The 19,958-nt window shown below is 69.2% G+C and carries 17 protein-coding genes and 1 riboswitch; of the genes, 5 read left to right on the plus strand and 12 right to left on the minus strand.

Translation table 11 applies throughout. The features are described from left to right. Positions 1 to 21: 21 nt before the first annotated feature. A riboswitch (glycine riboswitch) is annotated at positions 22 to 110 on the minus strand. 235 nt (positions 111 to 345) lie between these two features. The 8 genes from J4H86_RS03940 to J4H86_RS03975 all read right to left on the minus strand — a co-directional run bounded on the left by J4H86_RS03940 (position 346) and on the right by J4H86_RS03975 (position 9,022). Next, complete coding sequence (locus tag J4H86_RS03940) at positions 346 to 945, minus strand: MerR family transcriptional regulator (RefSeq protein ID WP_236542149.1); 600 nt, start codon at positions 943 to 945, stop codon at positions 346 to 348. A 143-nt stretch (positions 946 to 1,088) separates the two neighbouring features. Then, the gene (locus J4H86_RS03945) at positions 1,089 to 1,559 is read right to left on the minus strand and encodes a bifunctional nuclease family protein (RefSeq protein ID WP_236542150.1); all 471 of its coding nucleotides are present in this window, start codon (positions 1,557 to 1,559) and stop codon (positions 1,089 to 1,091) included. Between the two features lie 217 nt (positions 1,560 to 1,776). Beyond that, positions 1,777 to 2,325: an FHA domain-containing protein gene (locus J4H86_RS03950; protein ID WP_236542151.1), complete on the minus strand. Its 549-nt coding sequence runs from the start codon at positions 2,323 to 2,325 to the stop codon at positions 1,777 to 1,779. Positions 2,326 to 2,607: 282 nt separating this feature from the next. Further along, complete coding sequence (locus tag J4H86_RS03955; RefSeq protein ID WP_236542152.1) at positions 2,608 to 5,106, minus strand: mannose-1-phosphate guanyltransferase; 2,499 nt, start codon at positions 5,104 to 5,106, stop codon at positions 2,608 to 2,610. A gap of 55 nt (positions 5,107 to 5,161) precedes the next feature. Beyond that, on the minus strand, positions 5,162 to 5,788 hold the full coding sequence (locus tag J4H86_RS03960) for a CDP-alcohol phosphatidyltransferase family protein (protein WP_236542153.1): 627 nt from the start codon (positions 5,786 to 5,788) through the stop codon (positions 5,162 to 5,164). 233 nt (positions 5,789 to 6,021) lie between these two features. Further along, positions 6,022 to 6,975, minus strand: coding sequence for an ArsA family ATPase (locus J4H86_RS03965; protein ID WP_394356442.1), 954 nt, complete (start codon positions 6,973 to 6,975; stop codon positions 6,022 to 6,024). After that, a complete protein-coding gene (locus tag J4H86_RS03970) occupies positions 6,966 to 7,208 on the minus strand; it encodes a cory-CC-star protein (RefSeq protein ID WP_394356498.1) in 243 nt (80 codons plus the stop codon). Before J4H86_RS03970 ends, J4H86_RS03965 begins: the two co-directional genes overlap by 10 nt. Before the next feature lie 38 nt (positions 7,209 to 7,246). After that, complete coding sequence (locus J4H86_RS03975; protein WP_236542154.1) at positions 7,247 to 9,022, minus strand: carbon starvation CstA family protein; 1,776 nt, start codon at positions 9,020 to 9,022, stop codon at positions 7,247 to 7,249. 357 nt (positions 9,023 to 9,379) lie between these two features. Here J4H86_RS03975 and J4H86_RS03980 point away from each other — a divergent pair, with 357 nt between their 5' ends. Together J4H86_RS03980 and J4H86_RS03985 are read left to right on the plus strand one after the other, a co-directional pair. Then, entirely contained in the window at positions 9,380 to 9,952 is a 573-nt protein-coding gene (locus J4H86_RS03980; protein WP_330932484.1) for a hypothetical protein, read from the plus strand. Between the two features lie 234 nt (positions 9,953 to 10,186). Further along, positions 10,187 to 10,843, plus strand: coding sequence for a PadR family transcriptional regulator (locus J4H86_RS03985; RefSeq protein WP_236542156.1), 657 nt, complete (start codon positions 10,187 to 10,189; stop codon positions 10,841 to 10,843). Between the two features lie 137 nt (positions 10,844 to 10,980). On the opposite strand, the gene thyX is transcribed toward J4H86_RS03985, so the two are convergent. After that, positions 10,981 to 11,778 carry an FAD-dependent thymidylate synthase gene (thyX, locus tag J4H86_RS03990; protein WP_236542157.1) on the minus strand — a complete coding sequence of 266 codons (798 nt, stop codon included), beginning with the start codon at positions 11,776 to 11,778 and terminating at the stop codon, positions 10,981 to 10,983. Between the two features lie 45 nt (positions 11,779 to 11,823). Continuing rightward, positions 11,824 to 14,031 carry an anthranilate synthase component I gene (locus tag J4H86_RS03995; protein ID WP_236542158.1) on the minus strand — a complete coding sequence of 736 codons (2,208 nt, stop codon included), beginning with the start codon at positions 14,029 to 14,031 and terminating at the stop codon, positions 11,824 to 11,826. A gap of 310 nt (positions 14,032 to 14,341) precedes the next feature. Here J4H86_RS03995 and J4H86_RS04000 point away from each other — a divergent pair, with 310 nt between their 5' ends. After that, the gene (locus J4H86_RS04000) at positions 14,342 to 16,576 is read left to right on the plus strand and encodes a HelD family protein (protein ID WP_330932485.1); all 2,235 of its coding nucleotides are present in this window, start codon (positions 14,342 to 14,344) and stop codon (positions 16,574 to 16,576) included. Between the two features lie 111 nt (positions 16,577 to 16,687). Next, a complete protein-coding gene (locus J4H86_RS04005) occupies positions 16,688 to 16,948 on the plus strand; it encodes a type II toxin-antitoxin system VapB family antitoxin (RefSeq protein WP_236542159.1) in 261 nt (86 codons plus the stop codon). Between the two features lie 389 nt (positions 16,949 to 17,337). Here the strand turns inward: J4H86_RS04005 and J4H86_RS27205 are convergent, their stop codons facing one another. Beyond that, a complete protein-coding gene (locus J4H86_RS27205; RefSeq protein WP_269134528.1) occupies positions 17,338 to 17,469 on the minus strand; it encodes a hypothetical protein in 132 nt (43 codons plus the stop codon). A 146-nt stretch (positions 17,470 to 17,615) separates the two neighbouring features. Between J4H86_RS27205 and J4H86_RS04010 the strand changes: the two genes are divergently transcribed. After that, the gene (locus J4H86_RS04010) at positions 17,616 to 18,824 is read left to right on the plus strand and encodes an MFS transporter (protein ID WP_236542160.1); all 1,209 of its coding nucleotides are present in this window, start codon (positions 17,616 to 17,618) and stop codon (positions 18,822 to 18,824) included. A gap of 13 nt (positions 18,825 to 18,837) precedes the next feature. Here J4H86_RS04010 and J4H86_RS04015 read toward each other — a convergent pair whose 3' ends face one another. Next, positions 18,838 to 19,878 carry a LacI family DNA-binding transcriptional regulator gene (locus J4H86_RS04015; RefSeq protein WP_236542161.1) on the minus strand — a complete coding sequence of 347 codons (1,041 nt, stop codon included), beginning with the start codon at positions 19,876 to 19,878 and terminating at the stop codon, positions 18,838 to 18,840. Positions 19,879 to 19,958: the final 80 nt, after the last annotated feature.

The raw sequence follows: 19,958 nt of genomic DNA on the forward strand, positions 1-19,958 counted from the left end.
GCCGGGTGGCTTCAGAGTGGCCTCCACCACGCGGTCCGGTGGCCTGAGAGGTTCCGGGGATGTTGCCCCTTCGGCGCCCCCTTGTGTGGGGACTCTCCCGCGCGGTATCAGCGGCACATTGTGGTGTCACCCCAATAGCGACACCGGTTAACTTGTGATCCCATCATAACTCGTGCCGGGTGCGGCGACCCAACCACCAACCCCCTCACGGGTCGGGACAACGCCTCTCACGCGGAACACGAAACACTCCTACGACCCAGAGCGATCATTCACACGCGGTGCGTCACCGCGACAGGACGGGTGCGAGTCCGTGGGATTCGGAGCGTGGGCGGTGAGGGAGGGATCTCAACCGGTCTTGCGACGGCGGCGAAGCGCGAGTTCGTCGGCGGGGAACCCGGCGGGGTCAGGCGCGTCGAGGGTTTCACCCGGCATGGCCTCGACGCTGCCGGCGAGTTCCCGCCACACCTTGCCCAACGCGATCCCGAACACGCCCTGCCCGTGTTGCAGCAGGTCGGCGACCTCCTCGGCGGTGGAGCACTCGTAGATGCTCACGCCGTCGCTCATGAGGGTGATCTGGGCGAGGTCACTGGTTCCCCGATTGCGGAGATGGTGGACCGCGGCGCGGATCTGCTGCAGCGAGATGCCCGTGTCGAGCAGTCGTTTGACGACCTTGAGGATCAGGATGTCGCGGAGGCTGTAGAGGCGCAGCCCGTCGCCGCCGGTGCCCGAGCGCAGACTCGGTTCGACCAGACGGGTCCTCGCCCAGTAGTCGAGCTGACGGAAGGTGATCTCCGCCGCAGCGCAGGCGGCTGGCCCTCGGTAGCCCATGTCCGTGGACAGTGCCGACACGTCCTCTTCGTCACACAACGGCTCCGGTTCCCCGGATCGTCGGAACGTTGATGGCCTGTGCTCGGCGGCTTGCCGCTTGCCTCTGGTTACCGCCACGCCGAACCTCCGGCTCCTCGACCCGCGGCATCCGATAGGGGAGAAACGATGCAACGCCGCAGGTTGCTCCTTGATGAAGGTAGGCCGGTCGGCCGTAAAGCGTCAACGACACGCGCGGCGCGTCGCGAGATCCGCGAACGGGTTTAGGTCGTACGCCCGAAATCGTCCGGACTGATCTGGTCGAGGAACTCCTTGAATCGAGCGACCTCGTCCTCCTGCTCGTCGGGAATCGGAACCCCCGCCTCGTCGATCACGTCCTCACGAGCGTAGATCGCCGCCCCCATCCGCAACGCGAGGGCGATGGAGTCCGAGGGCCGCGCGCTGACCTCGACCCCGTTGGAGAACACGAGCTCAGCGTAGTAGATGCCGTCCTGCAACCCGGTGATGTTGACCGTGTTCAGCGTGGCGTCCAACGCCTCGAGAACGTCGCGAAACAGGTCGTGTGTCAGTGGCCGCGCCGGAACCACGCCCTGCTGAGCCAGCGCGATCGCCGTGGCCTCCACAGCGCCGATCCAGATCGGTAGGTACCGCTCGCCATCGGACTCTTTGAGCAGGACGATGGGCTGATTCGACGGCATCTCCACCCGGACGCCGACAACCTCCATGTGCTTCACTGCGGCTCCGTCCCACGACTCGTCGCGTTCGGGAGGGCACCCGGATGCGTGGTCATCTCACCCTCACGTTTCCCGCCGCTCACCGCGCACGGAGACCGCGAAGTTCGCCCGAGTAGGCCGGCCGCGTCCGCTTGTGTCCTCTTCGTACAAGCTGTCCGGTCCGCCCCCCGTCCAAACCTTACCTGGTGACGCCACGAAGCCTTCCGGGTGCCGCCCGTCAGCCCTGGCGTGGGTTGGTGAGGAGCACCAGTCGGAACTTGCCGATCTGGACCTCGTCCCCGCCGCCCAGCTCCGCGTCGTCGATGCGCTCCCGGTTGACGTAGGTGCCGTTCAGGCTGCCCACGTCGCGTACGCCGAAGGAACCGCCGCGTCGGTAGAACTCGACGTGGCGCCGTGAGACGGTGACGTCGTCGAGGAAGATGTCGCTGTTGGGATGACGGCCCGCCGTGGTCACGTCGCTGTCCAGCAGGAACCGACTGCCCGCGTTGGGGCCGCGCTTCACCACCAGCAGCGCCGTCCCCGCGGGGAGTGCGTCCACCGAGCCGAGGTCGGGCTCGGCGTCCTCGGCCCCCGACTCTCCCTCGGTGTCCAAGGCCTGGATCCCGGCGATGGAGATCGTCGACGTGGTCTCGCCGGCACGCTCGTTACGCGGCGCCGGCTTTCCCTGTTGGCCGGCGGGCGCAGCGATTCGGGAACCACAGTTGGAGCAGAAGCGCGCGTCATCAGGGACCGCGTGACCGCACTGCGTGCAGTGAACGCCTGGCATCTTCTCGGCTCGTCCTCCTCCCGCACGCGGCGGTGCTCGATCAATGGGCTAGCGTACGCGAACGCGCGGACGCGTCCGGAGGAGTGATGGGCCCGGCGACAGGCTGTGACTCGCTCGCCCTCACGTTACCCGCGGTGCCGCCTTCGGTCCACGCCGGGACCAAAGACCGTGGGTGTCGCTACGGTGCGTCGTCGGTCCCTTCCCCTCTACCGTGCTGGAACCGTTTGGAACACCCGACTCTAAACCATCACGGGCCGTGCTTTGCACCTTCGGGGCACCGCGTCACCCCTCGGCACCCTCGACGACGTTCACCCAGTGTTCCAACTGTCGCTGCGCTGCGTCACGATCCGGTCCCTCGGCCCACACGTGGGTGACGGGCTCGGCGGTGTCGGGCAGTACGAGGGCCCAGCTTCCGTCGGGTTCGACGACCCGCACTCCGTCGGTCGTGTCCACCTCGCGGTCGCCGGCGGCCTCCACGACCGCACGCATGACGCTTCCCTTGACCGCCCACGGTGTGGGCACCGAGCGGCGCAGGAGGTGCTCCCTGGGGATCCGAGCGTCGATCTCGCTGAGGGACAGCCGGGCACGCGCCACGAGGCCCAGCAGGCGCACGAAGGCGGCGATCCCGTCAGGGGTACGGGTGAACTCGGGGAAGACGAATCCTCCGCGTCCGTCGGCGGCGAAGATAATCTCCTCGTCCATCGCCGCCTTGGTCAATTCCGCGGTGGCGGTCGGGGTCCAGCGCACGGTGACACCGTGGGCGGCGCACACCCGTTCGGCCAGTCGCGTGGTCGTCACGGGCAACGCCACGCTGCCGCGGCCCACCTCGGCGGCCACGAGGTCGAGCACCACGAGCAGGGCCCGCTCGTCGCCCACCAGGCCACCGTGCTCGTCCACGATGGACAGCCGCTCCCCCACCGGGTCGAACCTGATGCCGAGGTCGGCTCGGGCGGAGGAGACCAGCTCGCCGAGCCGCTCCATGTCGCGCATCCGTTTGGCCACGGTGTCGGTGGGTGAGGCCTCGTCGAGTCGGTTGTTCACGGTCAGGACCTCGGCGTCGATCCGGCCCAGCAGACCGGGAAGCAGCAGCGACGCCGTTCCCCCGGCGCAGTCGACGACGACCTTCAGCTCGGCCTCGGCGATGCCGCTGGTGTCCAGACACCGCAGCAGCTCGTGCGCGTAGCTCTCGGGAGCGCGGGTGGGGAACGAGAGCTCGGCGATCTCCCCGGGGAAGGCGCGCCGGTACTCCTTGCGGGTGAAGACCCGCTCCAGCTTGCGCTGCGCCGCGGGAGAGAGGTCGGCGCCCCGCTCGTCCAGGAACACGATGTCGACCGACTGGGGGTCCCCGGGCGTGGTGCGCAGGACGATCCCGCCGGCGACCCCACTGCGACCGGTGTGGAAGCGGGCGACCGGCAGCGGGACCACCTCGAGGTCCTGCACGTCGATGGCGCCGGCGGTGAGCGCGCTGATGACGGCGCGCTTGAGCGTACGCGCGGCCCGGGACGCGTCACGGGAGGTGGAGACGATGGACCCCTTCTTCAGGGTCGTGGCATAGGCGCTGGCGAGCTGCACCGCGAGCTCCGGCGTGATCTCCACGTTGATCAGACCCGACACCCCGCGCGGCCCGAACAGGGACCGCTGGCCCCGCGACTCCCACACGACGTTGGTGTTGACGACGGCGCCGGCCTCGATCGTCTTGAACGGGTAGACCTTCACGTCGTCGGAGAGGTAGGCCTCGGACTCGATGACGCACTCCTCACCGACGATGGCCCCCTCCTCGACCCGGGTACTGGCCATGATGTCGGTGTTGCGCCCGATGACGCAGCCACGCAGGTTGGTGTTGGCGCCGACGTAGACGTTGTTGTGGACGACCGCCCGGTGCAGGAACGCGTCCTGGCGTACCACCACGTTGCTGCCCAGGACGGTGTACTCGCGCAGTTCCGCGCCGGCCTCGACCTTGGTGTAGTCACCGACGCACAACGGGCCCTTGAGGACGGCGTCGGGGTGGACCTCGGCCCCCTCGCCCACCCACACCCCGGGGGAGAGCTCGAAGCCGTCGATGTCCAGGCGCACCCGGCCGGAGAGCGCGTCGGCCTGGGCACGCAGGTAGCTCTCGTGGGTACCGACGTCCTCCCAGTAGCCGTCGGCGACGTAGCCGTAGAGGGGGGCTCCCTGCTCGAGGAGGCGGGGGAAGACGTCGGCCGACCAGTCGACGACCTCACCGGCGGCGACGTGGTCCAGCACCTCCGGTTCCATGATGTAGATGCCGGTGTTGACGGTGTCGGAGAACACCTGGCCCCAGGTGGGTTTCTCCAGGAAGCGTTGGACCCGTCCGTCGTCGTCGACGATGATGATGCCGAACTCCAGCGGGTTGGGCACGCGGGTCAATCCGATGGTGACCATGGCGCCGTTCTCCCGGTGGAACCGGGCCATGTCGCCGAGGTCGATGTCGGTGAGCGCGTCACCGGAGATCACGATGAAGGGGGCGTCGCGCAGGTACTCCTCGCCGTTCTTCACGCTCCCGGCGGTGCCCAGCGGCACTTCCTCGGCCACGTACCGCAGCCGCATGCCGAGGTCCTCACCGTCCCCGAAGTAGTTGCGCACGAGGGTGGCGAGGAACTGGACGGTGACGACGGTGTCGTCGAAGCCGTGGCGGCGCAACAGCCGCAGCACGTGCTCCATGATGGGGCGGTTGACGACGGGCAGCAGGGGTTTGGGCTGGTTGGCGGTCATGGGACGCAGACGCGTCCCCTCGCCCCCGGCCATGACGACGGCTCTCATCGCTGTTCCCGCTCCTTCCGCGCGCCGGACAACGCGGCCCAGCGCGTTCAGGGTGTCATGAGTCGGGCGACCCGTTCGCGGTGTCCCGTGACACCGCGCCCCCGCCGCCCGTGGATGGGTCCTGGCGTGTGATCAACTGCCACGTCTGGATCGCGTACAGGCCTCCGGCCCACCAGTACAGTCCGGTCCCCCAGATCGCGAACGCCCATCCCGTGACCTGCGCGGCGATGGAGAGGGGGCCGGCGTAGTCCGCGACGAACAGCAGCGGGAAGGAGTAGAGGAGACACAGGGTCGCCGCCTTGCCCGCGAAGTTCACCGGGAGCTGCCCGTAGCCGTGGTGGCGGAGAAGGGGCAGCGCGGCCACGATGAACACGTCGCGCACCACGAGCACGACGAGCAACCACACCGGAACCACGTCGCGGACCACGAGGCCGAGGACCGCGGCGAAGATGTACAGCCGGTCCGCCATCGGGTCGAGAATGACGCCGAGCCGGCTGATCTGGTTCCAGGCCCGGGCGATCTTGCCGTCGAGCCAGTCGGTGACGCCCGCCAGCGCCAGGACGAGGAGTGCCCAGAGGTCGGCCTGTGGGACGAGGACGAGCCAGAGGAACACGGGCACGCCCAGCAGGCGCGCGATGCTGAGGACGTTTGGAACCGTCCAGACGCGCGCGCTGGGGGCCACAGCCCGACTCGTATGGATCGCCACCCCAACCTCCTGGCTTTCGCTGATGAGCCTACCCAAACCGTGGCCCGGGGTACCTCCACCGAAAGACAGACGCACTCGTGTCCAGCGCGCCCCGTGCGCACCTCCCGGGGGCTGTCGGCCCACGACCAGCGCAACCACGAATCCACTACGTAGAACAGTGAGATGTTTTCCGCAACCCCGACCGGTCCGTGGGTCCGTGGGTCCGTGGGTCAGGAAAGCAGTCCGCGCAGGGCGTCCACTCCCGTGGGTTCCGGATGGCGCAGCGCGACCTCGGTCATCGGGAGGTCGGGGAACGCCGCGCGCACCGCCGCGAGGACGGCGGGGTCGGCGTCCGGGGGAACCTGGTTGAGGACCAGACCGGCCAGGGGGAACCCTGATTCGCGCAGGTGGTCAGCGGCCCGAACCGTCTCGGCGAGGACCACGCGTCGGGGCAGGAGGACGAGGCGGACCGCGGCGTCGCTACGCAGTCGCCGCGCCGCACGTTCCATCCGGTCCCGCCGCGCACGCAGGCGGTCCAGCAACGGGTCGTCTCCGTGGTCCGACGTCGCGCCCTCGGTGTCGCCGGGGTCGGATGTCTGGGTGGCCAGGGCGCGTTCGCGTTGCTCCGTCAGCCCGTGGACCCACGGCGCCATGAGTGTGGGCAGCTCGATCATGCGCAGGAGATGGCCGGTGGGGGCGCTGTCGACCACCAGACGGTCCCACCGGTCGGGGACGTCCTCCATCGCGGAGACGAGCAGGTCGGTCAACGCGGACTCCGCCATTCCCGGAGCGGCCTCGGCGTGCTTGAGGTGCCGCTCGACCGCGGGCATGATCTCCCGCGGCAGCGCGGCGTAGGCGTCGTCGACGATGCGGCGGATCCGGCGTCGCACGGCGGTCGGGCCGTCGGGTTCGCACACCCACAGGTCGGGGGCGACCCGCACGGGACGATCCCCCAGTCGCACGCCGAGGGCGTCACCGAGGGAGTGGGCGGGGTCGGTGGACATCAACAGCGTCCGCATCCCCGCGTCGGCACAGTTCAGGGCGTGTGCCGCGGCGAGGGTGGTCTTGCCGACGCCGCCCTTGCCGCCGAAGAGCACTATCGAGGGGGCGCCGTGGGGTTCCCACTCGGTGCCGCGCGCGGATGCGCGACCGCGCCACCTCCACCAGCCGCGTCTCAACAGCACCCCCCGGGCACCCCGAACTGGTCCCGCCCCAGGCGCAAGTGCCACTCGTGCAGGTCCGCGACCAGGTAGGGGAGCAGGTCGAGGGTCTCGTAGGCGACGGGACCCTCCACCCCCAGGGACTCCAGGAGCAGCAGGGCCCGCAGCGTGTCCTGGCGCTGGCGCGCCTCGCGTCGAGCCTGGGTACGGGCGGGCGAGACGAACAGCGCCTGGTGCGTGTGGCCGAACCACGCCACCAACGACCGTAGCGGCACGGACACGCGCGGGCCCCCCGTCACGACTCGCCTGGCTCCGCCGCCTTGTCCACGGGCCTGGCGTCCTCTGTGGCGGTGGGGGCGGCGTCGCGTGTCGACCACGCCCGTACCAGTGCGATGGCGGCCTCCACCATGAGCCAGATCGCGAGCCCCAGGATGATCAGGTCGAGCGGGCCGAGAACGAAGGCGTCGATGGGCTCCGGTGAGGTCAGGAACTCGATGGCCTGGGTCACCAGTGCCCACGTCGTCATGATCACGAGGAACACCAGCGGGATGATCACCATGATCGGGTTACGCCGGTTCTTGGTGACCCACACCGCGATGACGGCGAGGGCGAGCCCTGCGGTGAGCTGGTTCGTGGTGCCGAACAGGCGCCACAACGTTCCGAGCGCGAAGTCTCCCGGCGCCATGGCGAGGGCGAAGGGAAGCGCGATCGCGATCAGGGTGGCCAGCGTGATGTTCCGGGCGATGAGCTTCCACCGCAGGATGTCAGCGATCTCCTGGATGACGTAGCGGTGCAGACGCACCGAGGTGTCCAGGGTGGTGATGGCGAAGCTGATGACCACCACGGCTCCGAAGACCGTGCCGATCGCCATCCCGGTGTCGCGTTCGAGGAAGGGGAGCAGCGCCGCGGTGAAGTTGCCGACGCCCTCGGCGAAACGACCCGGGGCGTCGGTCCCGGCGGTGGTCCAGTCGGGGTAGCGCGCGTGCCACTCCGCGGTCGGGTTGCTGGCGAAGAGCGTCAGTCCGACCGTGACCGCCATGATGGAGCACAGGGCGAGGGTGCCCTCGCCCAACACCCCCATGTAGCCGACGTAGCGGGCGTCGGTCTCCTTGTCGAGCTGCTTGGAGGTCGTGCCGGAGGCGACGAGACTGTGGAATCCGGAGACCGCGCCGCAGGCGACGGTGATGAAGAGGATCGGGAAGATGGGCGGCGTGCCCGCCGGAACGTCGTTGATGGCGGGGGCGGCGATGTTCTGCCAGGTGACGAAAACCGCGAGGATGATGATGCCAAGACCCAGGAGCATCTGCTGCTGGTTGATGTAGTCGCGGGGCTGCAGCAGCATCCACACCGGGAGCCTCGAGGCGAAGAAGGCGTAGACGAACAGCAACAGGATCCACACCGTCGCCGGTTCGAGTCCGACCGCGTTCGCGATCGGGTCGACGGTGATCGGGAACTGGAGACCCAGCGGGATACAGACGTAGACCAGCACCAGCGCGATGATCGAGGGAACGATCGCCGCGGTGCCCCGTCGGTAGATGAGCTGGCCCACCCCGATGGCGAGGGGAATGGTCACCAGCATTGGTAGGACCGAACCCGGTTGGGCGATGAAGAGACCGGCGATGATGATCGCGAAGACCGCGTTCACCATGGTGACCAGGAAGAAGATGATCAGCAGGAACAGAACGCGGGCGCGTTTGTTGACCACGTCGCTGGCGAGGGTGCCGATGCTGCGGGCCTTGTGGCGAACCGAGACGACGATCGCTCCGAAGTCGTGCGCTCCCGCGGCGAAGATCGTGCCCACCACGATCCAGATCAGCGCGGGGACCCACCCCCACAGGACGGCGATCGCCGGGCCGACGATCGGGGCGGCGCCCGCGACGGAGATGAAGTGGTGCGCGAAAACGATGTGCCTGTTCGTCGGAACGAAATCGATTCCGTCCCGATAACTGTGCGCGGGCGTGGTGTAGGCGGCGTCAAGGGCGTAGACCTTGGTCGCCAGGTACCGCGAGTAATAGATGTATCCCACCGCGAACAGCGCCAGCACGGTGATCACGACGACGGGCGCGGGCATTGTGTCGCCTCCATCGATCCACGCCGGGTTGGGGATGTGCCCGGCTCTTGGTGTGCGGGGAGTTCAGCCCAACCTCACGATCGGCTAAGTTCACAAGAAATTAACATCAGTCGGTCCACACACCTAGGGGATTAGGTGCAAGAACTTGTCACGGTTTGGCGGCGATCGACCGTCGGCGAACTCTCGTGGGTCGCCGCGACCGGCCCGGTGGGTATTCCGGTCGTCCCGCTGGATTGGGACGGACAACCATGCGTCGCGTTACCGTTCGCGCACGCCGATGCGCTCGACAGCCTACGGTCCGGCGTCGCGACCTTCAGCGTTTCCGACGGATCGACGCTGAGGGAGGAGACCCCCGCGATGACGTTGACCGGGCGCGTCGACATCACACGTGACACCGACGGCGACCGGTTCGTGGAGAACCTCCTCGAGCAGGAGGTCGTCAAGCACCCACCCACCCGTCTGCGTGCCGACAGCCTGATGGCGCGCAGGGAGAACTGGTGGTGGATCGGCCGGGTCATCGTGCGGCTGACCGACGTCACGGACGAGCGGGAGCTGCCCAAGCGGGACCGTCCCACCGACGCCGTGCTGGTGCGGGGCACCGAGGACGCGCCACGCGTTGACGTCGTCACCGCCTCGGACTGGGACCGCTCCGAGATCACCCTGTGGGCGCGGGACGGCCACACGTTGGCCGGCGGCACCGAGCGCGCGTTCGCCTTCGCCCACGCCCACAGCCCCGACTTCGAACGCTGGGAGCGTTGGTGTCGTGGAGGCCGGCTCAGGGAGGACACACTCACCGCGTCCGTGGCCGAAGGTGGACCGACGGGACCACTCGAACCGTTCGGTGTCCTGGCCCGACTGCGCAACCACCGGTCCGTCCAGCGTGCCTGCGCGGCCGGGATTCGCGCCGCCGAGCGCAACGGCGGCGGCTGACCTCCGGATTCGCGTCGCCCTCCGTCGGCTGTGACGACGCGCCGAGGCCGTACCACGACCCGAACGTCGAACGCCCCGCCGCTCCTCAGCTCCGAGCCCGCCGGGACGTGTTCGATCTTCCCCTCAATTGTCTGGAAGACTTGGCGACCGCAACGGGGGCCTTTCCGACGACACACACAATTCGTCGGAGTTTCGCGGTGCTCCGAAGGCCGACCGCAAGTACGAAGGAGAGTAATGGCAGCGACGTCGTCCGACGCCTCGCATTCGACGCAGGACCAAATCCGCACAGTGGTCCTGACTCTGTTGACGGAGGAGCCGTACAACGGTTTGGAGATCATCAAGGAGGTCGGGGAGCGAACCGGGAACAACTGGCGGCTGGCGGACGCCGATCTGTACCCACTCCTGGAGCAGTTGAGCACCGAGGGCCTGATCCGACTGGCCATGAGCGGTGGTGGCTTCAGTCGACAGCGACCCTACGAGCTCACCGAGCAGGGCCGGGAGTACGTCACCCAGCACGCGGAGTCGCTGGTCCCGCTGTGGAGTGTGTGGGCGCAGGAGGCCCCGGCGGCCCCGACCCATACCGCCCCGCCCGCGCCTCCCGCTCCCACGGCGGAGGAGGAAACGCACACGATGCGGCTCCCGGCCGAGGGCGCCCCTGCGTCCGCGCCGGCAGCGGAGCCGGAGACGGAGCCCGTGGAGCCGGTGTCGACCGCGGCGGAGCGGTTCCGTGACGCGGCCGACCGGTTCTCCGTCGCCGTGGACCAGGTACTGGACGTGGGCACGGACCTGCAGTTGGAGCGCGCCCGGCAGTTGGTCGCGGAGAGCAAGCGCGGTCTGTACCAGATCCTCGCCACGGAGGAAGAGGACGACGCCGACCGGACCACGGACTGACGGCCGAGCGGCGCCGGCGGGGGAATCGGACGACATCGGATGTCGGCTCGGGTGAACGCCGAGGGGGCCGCCCACACGGGCGGCCCCCTCGTTCCCACCGTCCGGCGGGTGCGACCCGCACGGCTCGTTCAGATCGTTCAGACCTTGCGCCACTTGGGCGTCCACGCCCCGTCGATCACCTCGAAGTCACCGAACAGCGCCGGCGTCTCACGGGCCATGATCTCGCCGATCTTGGCGAAGACCAGGCGGATCTCCTCCTCCGCGCCGGGCGCGGTGCGCGCCTCGATGGTGTGGCGCAGTGTCCGCACGTTCGCCGACCACACCAAACCGGTGGCGACCCCCTCGGGTGCGAAGCGACGCATGAAGGATGTCTTGTGCTTCTTCTCCTTGAAGGGGACCCCTTCCTCGTCCAGCCCGAAGTGCTCGGCCATCCACCCCTGGAACTGCTCCATCTGCTCCAGCAGGGCCTCGGCCCGCCGCACCAGTTCCGGGTCCTCGCGGGCCCAGTCGGGGAACCAGAACGGCAGGTCGCTCAAGCGGACGAAGCGCAGTGACTCCTGGGAGATGGCGACGCCCGGCCGGTGCCGTGCCAGTTCGTGCGTGAACACGCGGCTCACGTTGTGCAGGACGAAGCTGAAGTTCAGGTGCTCCAGCACTGATCCGTGCAGGCTGGCGAGGATGTTGGAGAGGTAATCTCCCTGGTCGGTGCGGATCCGGGTCACGTTGGGGTTGAGGCCCGGCTCCCAGGAGCGGTAGCACAGACGTCCCGCGAACTCGGCCAGGTTCTGTGGGTCGTTGAGATGCGCGTCCATCTCGCCGTTGTCGAATCGGCGCATCCAGTTCTCACCGCCGACCTCGCGCAGGTACGCCGCGACCTCCGCGTAGTCGAGCTGAGGCTTGGCGACCAGGTGAACCTCAGGTTCAACGTACTCCACGGTACTTCTCTCCCCCGTTTGTTGCCCGCTGTGGCCTCCCTGACCTTATCGCTGGCGGCGAGCGGTGTGACCGCGGGCCAGGGTGAGCGCCCGGGCCACGATGCGCTCGCCCGCGGCCGCCGTCAGGATGGACTCCGGGTGGAACTGGACTCCCCACAGGCCACGGTCCGGGTCCTCCAGGGCCATCACGACGTCCTCGGTGTGTCCGTCGTCGAACCGGTCCCGCGTGACGGCGGTCACGGTGAAACCGTTCACGCGTTCGGGGGTGGTGAAGGTGGAGTGGTAGCGGGCGGCGGTGATCTCCTCCCCGAGATCCGACAGCAACTCTCCGCCGAGGACCCGCACCTGCCCCGGCTTGCCGTGTCGTGGCTCGGGCAGCGTGAGCAGCTCGCCACCGCCGTACTCCACCATCGCCTGCATGCCCAGGCACACGCCGAAGACCGGCAGTCCGCGGGCGAGGAGTTCCTTGAGGAGCTGGTCGGTCGCGAAGTCCCGCGGAAGGCCGGGGCCCGGGGAGAGCACCACGAGGTCCGGCACGAGGTCGTCCAGAACCGACGGTGGGAACCCGTGCCGCAGGGTCGTCACCTCGGCCCCTTGGCGCCGCACGTAGTCGGCGAGGGTGTTGACGAAGGAGTCCTCACAGTCCACCAGGAGCACGCGCATGCCCTCGCCCGGCCGCGCGCGGTCGGTTTCCGCTGCGTCGGGACGCGCGGGCGGCGTGGACTCGTCGGCCAGCGTCTCCAGCAGAGCCCGCGCCTTGAGGAAGGTCTCGCGTTCCTCGGCGTCGGGGTCGGAGTCGTAGAGGAGGGTCGCCCCGGCGCGCACCGACGCCACCCGGTCCACGATGTGCGCGGTCCGCAGGGTCAGTCCCGTGTTCATGGAGCCGTCGAACCCGATCACCCCGACCGCTCCCCCGTACCAGCGGCGTGGCGTGGACTCGTTGGCCTCGATGAACCGCATCGCCCAGGTCTTCGGCGCCCCGGTGACGGTGACGGCCCACATGTGGCTGAGGAAGGCGTCCAGGGCGTCGAACTCGGGCCGCAGCGTGCCCTCGATGTGGTCCACCGTGTGGATGAGTCGGCTGTACATCTCGATCTGGCGTCGGCCGATGACGCGTACGGTGCCGGGCTCGCAGATCCGTGACTTGTCGTTGCGGTCCACGTCGGTGCACATGGTCAGCTCCGACTCCTCCTTGGGGGAGGTGAGAAGCTGCCGGATGTTGTCGGCGTCCTCCAGCGGGTCCGCCCCCCGCCGGACGGTGCCGGAGATGGGGCAGGTCTCCACGCGTTGGCCCTCACCTGGGGTTCCGCTCACCCGCACGTACATCTCGGGCGAGGCCCCGACGAGGTACTCGCCCTCGCCGAGGTTGAAGAAGAACTCGTAGGGGGCGGGGTTGCGGTCGCGCAGCCGCTCGTAGAACCGCGCCGGGGAATCGCACCGTGCGTGCATCCGGTGGCCGGGGACGACCTCGAACAGGTCGCCCCGCGCGAACTTCTCCTTGGCCTTCGCGACCACGGCGGCGTAGGACCCGGGCTCGGGAGGCGGCGGCACCGTCGCCTCCCTGGCGAGGGGGGTGGGCTCGGTGGCGCGGTCCAGACCGTCGGTGGAGCGTTCGCGCTCGGCGTCGGTGACGGTGAACTCGTAGGTGTAGCGGCGGCAGGTCTCCCGTTTACGGTCCCGTACCACGATGGCGTCGGGAACGTGCAGCACGAGGTCACGGTCGGTGGCGTCCCGTGGGATGACGGGGTCGACGGGCTCGAACTGGAACGCGAGGTCGTAGCCGAACGCGCCGTAGAGCCCGAGGTGCGGGTCGGTGTCACTCGCGAACAGGGCGACGATGTCGCGCAGCGGCGAGAAGACGGTGGGGCGGCGACTGCGCTGCTCCTCGGTGAACACGACGGTCGGGTCGGGCGGCGGGACGTGGACCGTCACACCGTCGCCCGAGGGCGTGGCCTCGGTGGGTCCGTGCCTGCCCAGGACGGTGGCGAAGGACGGCAGGAGCACGTGTCCCCTGCCGTTGAGCGCCGTCACGGTGACCCGCCGGCCGCGCGCCACCACCTCCAGGCACGGATCGACGTAGGCGAGGTGCCAGCGGCTGTAGCGACCCGGGTACTCCATCCCGGAGGACAGCACGCCGCCGCGGCGGTACTCCACCTGCGCGACGAGGTCGGTGAGGTCTTCGGGCGCGCAGGTCTCGGCGTGCCGACGTACGTCGATCCCGCCCGCGGTGCGGTAGTTGATGCTCTCGTCCAAGGCCGGTCCCCAATACTCGGGTCACTCTGGGTCACTGTGGAGTGGCTCGGCCCGGACCAGGGTCGACACACGCGAAGACCGCCGGTTCGGGCGGTCGCTGTGGTCGGAAATGCGCGAAACCGTACGCCGCCTAGGAGCGGCGCCACCACTGACTGGGTGGGAGGTGATGTGTGCGCATGGAGGACAGTGTAGCGGATCGGGGGTCGCGCGGGGGACAGACCTGCGCCGTCACGCCCACTGATACGATTGAACCAGGACATCAACACAAAGGCCCTGTTTAGATTGTCCCCCACATGAGAGGCGTTGTCAAGTGGACGAATCACTCCGGACGGAACAGGGCTACGTCTCGATGGTGTACGCGCGACTGGACCACGAGCGCGCGTTGGCCAAGGACGAACTGGACAATGCCTTCGCGCGCGGCGGGAACGACGGCTACTCCGCGTTGATGGACCGTGAGGCCCGGGCCGACGAGCTCGCGCGCCGTGTGGCCCGCCTCTCCGCGGTCGAACGGGGCCTGTGTTTCGGACGGATCGACGACCAGGAGGGGGAGCGCCTCTACATCGGACGCATGGGTCTGCGCGATGAGTGGAAGTCCACGGTGTTGGTGGACTGGCGCGCCCCGGCCGCTCGGCACTTCTACACCGCGACCCCCGCCACCCCCGGTCCGGTGACCCGCCGTCGCCACATCCACACCGATGGCCGGACCGTCGTCGGGGTCTATGACGAGGCGTTCGACCTCGAGCGGCTCAGTGACGACGAGCGGTCGGCCCTCGTGGGTGAGGCCGCGCTGCTGGCGTCGCTGGGCCGTGGACGCACCGGACGCATGGGGGAGGTCGTGGCCACGATCCAGGCGGAGCAGGACGAGATCATCCGTGCCCCGCTCTCCGGAGCGCTCGTGGTGCAGGGCGGCCCGGGAACCGGGAAGACCGTCGCCGCGCTGCACCGCGCGGCCTACCTGCTCTACACCCACCGGGAGATCCTCGAACGGCGTGGGATCCTCGTCGTCGGCCCCAACGCCGTGTTCCTGCGCTACATCGGCGACGTCCTCCCTGCGCTCGGTGAGACCGACGTGGTCTTCACGACCGTGGGAACTCTCTACCCCGGTGTGGAGGCCCAGTCGTCCGACCGGCCGGCCACTGCCGCCGTCAAGGGCGACCTCCGCATGGTCGACGTGCTGGCCAACGCCGTCGCCCAGCACCAGCGAGCCCCGAAGACCCGGCTGCGCGTCGAGGTACACGACATGGAGCTGTCGGTGAACGCGTCGGTGTGTCGCGAGATCAGGGACCGGGGCAGGGACCTACGGCTCCCACACAACGTGGCACGCAAACTCGTGGTCACCGAACTCCTCGACGCGCTCGCCCAGGACCAGGCCCGGCAACTGGACCAACCCGTCGACGCCGTCGATCTGCGCCTGTCGGCCGCGGCGCTGTGGGCCGAGGAGCCGGTGCGTTCGGCGATCGACGCGCTGTGGCCACCCCTGTCCCCCACCGGGTTCCTCCGGTATCTCCTCACCTCCCCAGAGGTGCTCGACCGCGCGGCGCCGGAGCTCACCCCCGCGGAACGCGACGCGCTGCGGGCCGATCCGGCCGCCGCGTGGAGCGTTGAGGACATCCCCCTCATCGACGAGTTGGCGGAACTGCTCGGCGAGGACAACTCCGCGCGGCTCGCCGCCGAGCGTCGTGCGGGTGAGCGACGGGAGGACGACCTTCGCTACGCCCAGGGGGTCCTTGAGTACACCGGACTGGCGGAGGACAAGCTCATGACCGCCGAGGACCTGGCCGAACGGGCCGATGCCCCGAAAGCGCAGGAGACCACCGCGCAACGCGCGGGACGGGACCGGACCTGGGCCTATGGTCACGTCATCGTGGACGAGGCCCAAGAACTCTCCGCCATGGCGTGGCGCACGGTGCTGCGTCGCGTCCCGACTCGGTCGTTGACCATCGTGGGAGACACGGCACAGACCAGCAACGCCGGCGGCGCGCGGTCCTGGAGCACGGCCCTCGGCCCGCATCTGGGGTCCCGATGGAGCGAGCGTCGGCTGACGGTCAACTACCGCACCCCGGCGCCGATCATGGACGTCGCGTCCGAGGTCCTGCGCTGCTTCGCGCCCGAGTCCGCGTCGGTGACGTCGGCGCGGACCGACGGCGAGGCACCCAGGTCGGTACGCGCCGGGGGCGCCCAGCTGTCCCGCGTGTTGCCCGGACTGGTGGAGCGGGAGCTCGCCGGGGTGCGGGAACCCGATGATCCGGGAACGGGACGACTCGCGGTCCTGGTGCCCGACGCCCGTCACGCGGAGGTGGCCGCGATCCTCCCCGACGCCGAGCGGGCCGGGACATCCGCCCTGGACGCCCCCGCGTCGGTCCTGTCTGTCGCGCAGGCGAAGGGGCTGGAGTTCGACGTGGTCGTCATCGTCGATCCGGCGGAAATCCTCGCCCAGTCGCCGATGGGAGCCCGGGACCTCTACGTCGCGATCACCCGGGCGACCCGCGTGCTCACCGTCGTGTACGAGGACAATCTTCCCGAGGTGCTGCAGGGGGTGGAGTAGAGGCGGTGGGACCGCCGCCGGGGATTCATGGCGTCGCCCACTCAAAGCACCAACGCATTGAAGGAGGACATGGTCGAATGACCGTAAAGAAGGTGTAGATAGGAACCGTTCATGAGTCTCAATATCAAGAACGACGAGGCCGACAGACTCGCCACGGAAGTCAGCAGACTCTCCGGCGAGACGAAGACCACCGCGGTCATCCTCGCCTTACGTGAACGACGCGAGCGACTCATGGCGGAAGAGCGAGACGAGGTGGATGCCACGCTCGCGGAGGACCTGCTCGCGTTGGCCGCCCGGCTCCGCTCCCGAACAGGAGCCGCGACCCTGTCCACTGATCATCTGTACGACCCGGAAACAGGGCTTCCGACGTGACCCTCGACACGAGTGCGATTGTCGCGATCCTTCACGGCGAATCAGAAGGGATTGACTTCGCCCACGCCGTTCAATCCGCACGGCGCCGTCTCATGTCGGCGGCAACGTACTCGCGGCGGTCATGGAACTCACCCGTGACCCGGTCTCGTCGCGCCCGCTCGATGATCTCCTCGTTCGGACGGGGGTGGAGATCGTACCGGTCACCGCCGAACACGCGAGCGCCAAGAGAACGTACTGAGACTACGGGAAGGGAAGCGGACACAAGGCCAAACTCGAATTTGGCGCCTGCTGCCCCTACGCGTTGGCCAGGGAGTCCGGCGAACCCTAGTTGTTCATAGGAGACGCCTTCACACACCGACAGCGCCGCCGCGATCTAACCCTGGCCGTGATCATCCCTCCCACGCGTCGCCGAGCCCATCCGCCGATGCCCGTTCCCAGGCCGCTTCGTCCTCGTTGCCGTCCCACTCCTCCCAGGCGAGCATGTACTCGTCCACCTCTGGATCGCTCGTACCGTGCGTCAACCCTGCACGCTCCCCCTCCGTCCTCCAGGCGACCGAAGCGCCAGTCCCTCGCGGAGGGATCACAGTACGCCAGTGGTTGCGGTCGTATCCCATGTTTGGGAACCTGAACTCCGGTCGTACTACGTAGTACCTACGATGGGAACCTCGTGTTTCGGCACTACCTCCTCCTGCTCGCGCGGCCCGGCGTACGGTCGGCGCTCATCCTCAACATCGTGGGCCGACTCCCCAACGGGATGGCGATCCTCGCCCTGGCGTTGCTGTTCCGGCACTCCGGCATGGACTTCACCCTCGCGGGCGGGTTGGTCGCGCTGTACGGCGTGGGCACGGCGACGGGCGGGCCGGTGCTGGGGCGCCTCGTCGACTACTACGGCCAGCCGCTGGTGCTGGTGGGCAGCGGGCTGGCATCGGCGGCCGCGTTCGTGTGGATCGCGCTCGACCCGACCGGCCCACTGGCGGTAGTCGCCGTTCTGACCTTCTTCTCCGGCGCGCTCACCCCACCGCTGGAGGCCGGACTGCGCTCGCTGTGGCCCGACCTGGTCCCCGACGAGGCACAGCGGGAGACGGCCTACTCGCTGGACGCGACGTTGCAGGAGCTCATCTTCGTCACCGCTCCACTCCTGGTCGCCTTGGTGGCGGCGATCTACTACCCGATGCACGCGGTACTGGCGACCGCGGCGATCACCCTGCTGGGTGCCATCGCGTTCGCGTCACTCGGTCCGGTGCGGCGGTGGCGCACGGTACCGCGCACCACGAACTGGCTCGGTCCGTTGATGGAACCGCGCGTCCGCCAGGTGGTGGCGTGTTTCCTGTTCGTGGGCGCGGCGCTTGGCGTGCTGGCGATCGCCGCGATCGCCTACGCCGAGGAGGCGGGAAACCCCGATCTCTCCGGCCTGCTGCTCGCGGCCAACGGCGGTGGCGCCATGGTCGGAGGCCTCAGCTACGGCCTGCTCACTCCCCCACGGAGGCCGGTCCGACGGTTCCGGGTGCTGCTCGCCGGTCTGGCCCTGTGCTACGTGCCGCTGCTCCTCGCGCCCCCACCGGTCCTCATGGCCGGACTGTTCTTCACGGCGGGCGTGTTCCTCGCCCCTGTGCTCGCCTGCACGTTTGGGCTGCTGCATCGGATCGCGCCCTCAGGGACGAGCACGGAGGCCTTCGCCTGGCTGGTGTCGATGTTCACGTTGGGGAGTGCGGGAGGGACGAGTCTCGCGGGCTTCGGCGCCGAGGTCATCGGAGCGCGGGGCGCGCTGGGAGTCGCGGTGATCGCCGTCGCCGCGGCGTGCCTGTTGTCGCTGCGCGTGCGGACCGTCGTGGTCGAACCGCGGCCCGAGGCCGCCCCCACCTCCGATCGGACGTGAGGGGCCGGCGCCCTCAGCGCGGTGCCGACCCCACGGATCCGCGCCGGACGAGCCGCCCGGAGAGTCGGAGGACATCGGGTGCCAGAGGGCGGCTCCCGTCCAGTACCGCGATGAGGCGTCTCATGCCCTGCTCCCCCAGGGCCTCGGCCGGTAGCGCGATGGTGGTCAGTTCCGGGGTGAGCGCACTGGCGAGGTCGACGTCATCGATGCCGGCGACGGAGATGTCCTCGGGGACCCGCAGCCCGGTCGCGTACGCCGCCTTGTAGACGCCGGCCGCCATCTGGTCGTCGTCACACACGACGGCGGTGGGGCGGGGCGTGCCCTCGAGCAGGGACAGGGCCGCGTCGCGCGCGCCTGAGCGTTCGATGGGGGCGGTACGGGAGAGGAGTCGTATGCCCAGGCGCGCACACACCGCGCGCCAGGTCTCGGCGCGTTCGCGGAACGACTCGGTGGGGACGTCGGCCGCGAGGTGGGCGATGGTGCGGTGCCCCAGGGTGTGGAGCTCGGTGGCCAGCTCGGTCAGCAGCGGGGGGACGTCGAAGCGCACCGAGGGGAAGCCGGGTGGCGGTTCGGCGTCGAGCACCACCAAAGGAACGGCCGCGTCCGGGGGTTGTCCGCCGTCCCCGAGGGCGCAGGCCAGTACCGCGTCCACGCCCTGGCCGACCACGTCCTCGGCGACGGAGTCGAGGTCGGGGTGCATGGACAGTACGACACGGCACCCCGCGGCGAGCGCGGCGCCGCGGGCACCGGTGAAGACCTGCGCGAAGAACGGTTGGGTGATCTCCGGGACGCCGATCAGCACGGTGGGGGGTGCGCCCTGGCGGAGTCGGCGCGCGTTGATGTTGGGGCGGAACCCCAGCTCGCGGGCCGCGGCGTGGACCGCCTCCTGGGTCGCCGCCGACACCCGCCCCCGCGCGGCACCACGGAACACCAGCGACACGGTGGACTGCGAGACTCCAGCCCGCCGCGCGACGTCGTGGCTCGTCGCGGACCTGCCCCGCTCGGGGCCCTCCGCCTCTCGCACCGGATTCTCGGTGGCACCACCCTCGACCATCCCCCAAGAGTAATGAGATGCGCACACGTCGCGGAAACCGCGATGCGATACTGACAGTCGACACCCGCGTCCCCAAGGGA

Source organism: Spiractinospora alimapuensis (assembly GCF_018437505.1).
In the GTDB taxonomy this organism is placed as follows: domain Bacteria; phylum Actinomycetota; class Actinomycetes; order Streptosporangiales; family Streptosporangiaceae; genus Spiractinospora; species Spiractinospora alimapuensis.